This is a genomic window from Kitasatospora sp. NPDC002965, assembly GCF_040611255.1.
GTDB lineage: Bacteria > Actinomycetota > Actinomycetes > Streptomycetales > Streptomycetaceae > Kitasatospora.
In genome coordinates, this window is record NZ_JBEXNT010000182.1 from 9,007 (window position 1) to 14,508 (window position 5,502).

Genomic DNA, 5,502 nt, shown 5'->3' on the forward strand with positions numbered 1-5,502 from the left:
CGCCGCGGGGGCCGCCCCCCCCCACCCCCCCCCCCCACTCTCCGTCCCCGGGCCCCCCCCCCCCGCGCCCCCCCGGCACCACACCGGCCCGGGGACCGTACGGGCACCGGAGCACCGGAACGTACGGGCCCCGGGGCCTGCGCACCCGAGAACACGAGGTACCCACGACATGACGACCCCCCTCAACCGCAGGAACGCCCTGCGCATGGCATCGGCGGCAGCCGTCGGCGCGGGCGCGACCGTCGGCCTGGCCGCGCCGGCCCGCGCGGCCCGACGGGCCCGCACCCTCACCCTGACCGGCAGACGCGCCTCGGCCAACATCCCGGACGTCCTCACCACCGGCACGCCGTACTTCGTCCACTACGAACTCCTGGACACGGAGGGGAGTCCGGCCGGCACCGAGAGCGCCCACTGCCTCCCCGTCACGGTCGGGACGGACGGGGCCCTCGTCATCGCCACCCTGGTCCTCCGCCTGGCCGACGGGACGCTCACGGCCGCCACCGCCTTTCCCCGCCCCCTGCCCGCGCTGACCGAGGTGCTCACGGCGCCCAGGCAGTGGTCCCACACGTTCGCGGTCACGGGAGGCACCGGGGCCTACGACGGCGCCACCGGGGAGATCACGATCGACCACATCAGCCGGGAGGAGGACGTCCTCACCGTCACCCTGGGCTGAGCCCGCACGAGGCCGGGCGCCGACCGGGCGCCGACCGGGCCGCCCCGACGCGGCGGGCCGGACGGGGCCCGGCGGGGCGATTCGGCCGGACGGCACAAAACGGCTTGAGCACCGCTCCGACCGCTGACTAGCGTGCCTGTCATGACCAAGACTCCGGCACCGACCGACTGGCGCGCGACCAACCGCGCGAACTGGGACGAGCGCGTCCCGATCCACGCCGCCAGCGAGTTCTACGACATCGCCGGCTTCGTCGCCGGCAAGGGCGGGCTGCGGGACTTCGAACTGGACGAGGTCGGTGACGTCGACGGCAAGACCCTGGTCCATCTCCAGTGCCACATCGGCCTGGACACCCTGGCATGGGCCCGGCGCGGAGCCACCGTCACCGGCCTCGACTTCTCCGAACCGGCCGTCGCCGTCGCGAGGGACGTCGCGAACCGGATCGGCGCCGCCACGGCCCGGTTCGTCACCGCCGACGTGTACGACGCCGTCGACGTGCTCGACGCGCAGACCTTCGACATCGTCTACACCGGCCTGGGCGCCCTGTGCTGGCTCCCGGACATCGAGCGCTGGGCGCGGACGGCGGCCTCCCTCGTGACCCCGGGCGGCTTCCTCTACCTCGCCGAGTTCCACCCGTTCGGCGACACCCTCGCCGAGGACGGCCGGACCGTCGAGCTGGACTACTTCCACGACGGGCCGACCGTCTGGGACGAGCCCGGCACCTACGCCGAGCAGAACGCCGCGACGACCGCGAACGTGACGGTCGAGTGGCAGCACGGTCTCGGGGAGGTCATCAGCGCCCTCACCGCCGCCGGACTCCGCCTGGAGTTCCTGCACGAGTACGACTACACGCTGTTCGCCCGGTTCCCCGTCCTGGAGCAGAACGCGGGCTACCGCTTCCCCGAGGGCCGGCCGCGCGTCCCGCTGATGTACTCGCTCCGCGCCACGAAGCCCGAGTAGGCGCACCGGCGGAACCGCCACGAACCGCCCGAACCGCCCGAGCCACAGAGGGCTTCGGGGCTTCGGGCAAAGGAAAACGCCCCGGAGCCGGAGCTCCGGGGCGCGGGGGTGGATCAGCCGTTGCTCCGGTCGAACCACTGCAGCCAGTTGGCGCGCGGACCGACGAGGCCGACCGCGGCGTTGCCGGCCTGGAGGCCCGACTGCGCGGAGGGCTGGTGGCCCCCGCCGTGCGCCACCGCGACGGTCGGCGTGACGACGGCAGCCGCAGCGGCGACGGTCGCGATCACGGCGAACTTGCGGAGATTTCCACGAACCGACATCTCAGGTTCTCCTTGGTCAAGGGTTCAGTAGCTGGCTTCCGCCAACCCGGACGGGTCCGGGCGGAGACACGTTTGCACACGAACGTGGAAAGGGCGGGATTCTCGCAAGCCGAACGGTGCGAACGGGTGAGAAGTTACCTCCTGAGGGTGAGTCAGGTTGCGCCGTCCGGAGCCGGGGCCGGCTCACACCCGGGCGCGGGCCCGGGCCCGGGTGCCCGCTCCCGTCCCGTCGGTTCCCCGGCCGGCCACCCCCGGAACGCCGCCGCCCACCGGGGGTCCAGGGCCGAGGACCGCAGGCCGTCGAGCGCGACCGACCCCGGTACGGTCGGCCCGCTCGGCGTCCAGGCCTCCGGCGCCGGCCGCCACGCCGCGGGTACCTCCGCGCCCGCGGCCAGCGCCGCCAGCAGGCGTCGGGCCCGCCGCGGCAGTCGCGCGGTGGACCGGTCCGCGGTCCGGTCGGACACCCAGGTGGCGAAGCGGACCAGCAGGTACATCAGCACCAGGAGGACGACCACGGCCACCAGCGGTGCCAGGACCGGTCCCTCCCCCACCGACGAGAAGACGACCACACCTGCACAGGCGATCGCGGCCGACAGAAGTCCCAGGAAGAGGACGAAGAGCAGTACCAGCGTCAGGCAGCCGGCCAGCAGCCGGATTCCCTCGCCCCGGCCCGTCAGCCGCCTGAAGTCCGGTCCGCGTCCGACGGCCACCAGGGAGGGGTGGTGGCGCACCGCCGCACGGACCTCCCCCACTGGGCGGCGGAGGTCCCGCCCGACGGCCGCGAGCAGCGCGGCCTCCACGTCGTCGGTCGGGCGCGGATCGACGACGGTGACCCACGCCGCCTCCACGTCGACGACCAGTCGCCCCTCCCGGTGCATCCGCACCAGGGCGGTGTCCACGACGCGTTCCGCCCCGCCTGCGACGAACGCCAGCTCGTAGAGCGACAGTCCGGGTTCCACCGCGCTCCCTCCCCCGACCCGTTCGACCGACCGTTCCCCTGACCGCGCTCCCGGCGGCGCCCCCAGCCTACGGGCGGCCTCCGACAACCCCGGTCCGCCCGGTCCGCCCTGCCCGCCCGGTCCCGGCGCCCGGGTGTCGGAACCCGGCAGCAACCCGGGGCGGTTGCACGGCCCCGGAGTCCGGCGGGACCGGAGCCGTCCGCCCGCGTCCCCGCTCGTCACCCGCGGGGAGGGGCGGGCGGACCGGGAACGGTGGACGGACCGGGGAGGAGGGCGGCGGCCAGGGGGGCCGCCGCGACGAGGACGCCGCCGAGCCACATCACGGCCGCCGGGCCGAGGCCGTCGACGATCCGCCCGCCGGCCAGGGCGCCCAGGGCGATGGCCGCGTTGAAGACCGCGACGAACAGCGCGGACGCGCCCTCGGTCGCGTCGGGGGCGGCCCGGGTGAGCCAGGTCTGCGTGGTCACCGACACGCCCCCGTACGCCAGGCCCCAGAGTGCCACCAGGACGACCGCGCCCGGCACACCCCTGCCGACCACGGGCAGCGCCAGGACGGTGACGGCGAGCGCCGCACCGATCCCGGCCGCCGACGCCCGCACACCGCGGCCCACGACGGCGCCGGCCACGAAGTTGCCCACGATCCCCCCGGCCCCGTAGACCAGCAGCAGCACGCCGACCTGCCCGGCCGAGGCACCCGACACCTCTTCGAGGACGGGACTCACGTAGGTGTACGCGGCGAAGTGCCCGGTCACCAGGAGGGCGACGACGATCAGCCCGGTCCGCACCCCGGGGACGGCCGCCAGCCGCAGGACCCCGCCCAGGCCGAGCGCGCGTTCGGCGGGCAGCGGCGGGACCAGCAGCGCCACGGCTGCGGCGACGAGCAGCGCCAGACCTCCGAGCACGGCGAAGGCCTCCCGCCAGCCGGCCGACCCCCCGAGGAAGGCGCCCGCGGGGACGCCGAGGACCGAGGCGAGCGCGACGCCGCTGAAGGCCGTCGCGGTGGCCGGCCCGGCCGAGGCGCGCGGCACCAGCCGGACCGCCACCCCGGCGGCGAGCGACCAGACACCGCCCATCGCCAGTCCGACCAGGACCCGGGCGGCGACCATGACCGCGAACACCGGCGCCCACGCCGCCAGCAGGTTGGCGGCCCCCAGCAGGACCAGCAGCACGCAGAGCGCCCGCCTGCGGTCCCACCGGCCGAGGGCGGACGTGAGCGGCGGGGCGGAAACGGCGGCCACCAGCCCGGTGACGGTGAGCGTCAGTCCGGCGGTGCCCTCGGTGACGTCCATCGCGCCGCCGATCGGGGTGAGGAGCGCGACGGGCAGCATCTCGGAGGTGACGACGGCGAAGGTCGCGGCGGCCACCGCGAGGACGGCCGGCCACCCGCCCGGCGGGCGCGCGACCGGGGCGGAGGGGAGCGACGAGGACGAGGGCGGGAAGGGCGGCCGCGGGGCGGCGGTCGGTGTCAGGGAGTGGTCTGCCATGCGTCCCAGCCAACGCGTCGGCGCAGGTGGGAACAAGGACGGATCACTCACGCTTCCATGAGTCGGGCTCATCGATCGATTCGCCCGCCGTCACGTTCGCACATCCCACATCCGTCACATCCGTCACATCCGTCACGTCCGCCGTATCCGCCACATCCGTGCTCCGGGCGACCGGCGCGCGCCGAGAGGAGTCCCCGCCATGGGCAGTCCGGACCTGCGGGAGCTGGAGTGCTTCCTCGCCGTCAGTGAGGAGCTCCACTTCGGCCGTGCCGGCGAGCGGCTCCTGGTCTCGCAGAGCCGGGTCAGCCAGCTGGTCCGTTCGCTGGAGCGCCGGATCGGGACCCGACTGCTGGACCGCACCAGCCGCCGGGTGCGGCTGACTCCCGCCGGGAAGGACTTCCTGGCCGAACTCGCCCCCGCCTACGCGGCGTTGCGAGACGCCGTCGACCGAGCGACCCGCGCGTCCGCGCAGGGGGTGCGGGGGCTGCTGAGGGTCGGGTTCCAGGGCAGCGCCGGCGCCGGCTTCACGGCCGCCGTCACCGCGTTCCGGCGGGAACGGCCCGACTGCGCCGTCGAGATCACCGAACTCCCGCTGGCCGACCCGTTCGGCGCGGTGCGCCGGGGCGACGTGGACACGGCGGTCGTCCTGCTGCCGGTCGTCGAGGAGGGCCTGACCCTGGGGCTGGTGTTCTCCCGGCAGCCGCACTACCTCGCGGTCGCCCACCACCACCCGTGGGCCGGGGCCGCCTCGGTCGACGCGGAGCAGCTCGCCGGCACGACCCTGATCGACCTGGCGCGTACCGCGCCCGCCTACTGGCGCCGGGCCCAGGTGCCCGACCGCACGCCCGACGGCGTCCCGATCCCCACCGGCCCCGAGGTCCGCACCCTGCAGGAGGGCCTCTCGCTGGCCGCCGGCGGCCAGGGGGCCATGCTGCTCTGCCGGCCGACCGCCGACCACCACCGGCGCGAGGACCTCTGCTACCTGCCCGTCACCGGTCTGCCGGACTCCGCCCTGGGCCTGGTGTGGCGCGCCGGTGACGAGTCGGCTGCGGTCCGCGGCTTCGCCGGCGCCCTGGCCGCGGCCGTCCGGGCGGCGCCGGGCGCGGCCG

General features: G+C 75.6%; 6 protein-coding genes. 3 read left to right on the forward strand and 3 right to left on the reverse strand.

Annotated elements, in window-relative coordinates; translation table 11 throughout:
- The first annotated feature begins 169 nt into the window (after nt 1–169).
- Both ABZY91_RS38465 and ABZY91_RS38470 read left to right on the forward strand, forming a co-directional pair.
- The gene (locus ABZY91_RS38465) at nt 170–673 is read left to right on the forward strand and encodes a hypothetical protein (protein ID WP_355408454.1); all 504 of its coding nucleotides are present in this window, start codon (nt 170–172) and stop codon (nt 671–673) included.
- A gap of 141 nt (nt 674–814) precedes the next feature.
- Nucleotides 815–1,630, forward strand: coding sequence for a class I SAM-dependent methyltransferase (locus ABZY91_RS38470; RefSeq protein WP_355408456.1), 816 nt, complete (start codon nt 815–817; stop codon nt 1,628–1,630).
- A 113-nt stretch (nt 1,631–1,743) separates the two neighbouring features.
- On the opposite strand, the gene ABZY91_RS38475 is transcribed toward ABZY91_RS38470, so the two are convergent.
- The 3 genes from ABZY91_RS38475 to ABZY91_RS38485 all read right to left on the reverse strand — a co-directional run bounded on the left by ABZY91_RS38475 (nt 1,744) and on the right by ABZY91_RS38485 (nt 4,393).
- Nucleotides 1,744–1,950 (reverse strand): hypothetical protein, encoded by a 207-nt coding sequence (locus ABZY91_RS38475; RefSeq protein WP_329878039.1) that lies wholly within the window; start codon nt 1,948–1,950, stop codon nt 1,744–1,746.
- A 152-nt stretch (nt 1,951–2,102) separates the two neighbouring features.
- Entirely contained in the window at nt 2,103–2,909 is an 807-nt protein-coding gene (locus tag ABZY91_RS38480) for a TIGR04222 domain-containing membrane protein (protein ID WP_355408458.1), read from the reverse strand.
- Between the two features lie 218 nt (nt 2,910–3,127).
- Nucleotides 3,128–4,393 (reverse strand): MFS transporter, encoded by a 1,266-nt coding sequence (locus ABZY91_RS38485; protein WP_355408460.1) that lies wholly within the window; start codon nt 4,391–4,393, stop codon nt 3,128–3,130.
- 199 nt (nt 4,394–4,592) lie between these two features.
- Between ABZY91_RS38485 and ABZY91_RS38490 the strand changes: the two genes are divergently transcribed.
- Nucleotides 4,593–5,502: LysR family transcriptional regulator (locus tag ABZY91_RS38490; protein ID WP_355408462.1), on the forward strand; the 910-nt coding region annotated here is incomplete at its 3' end.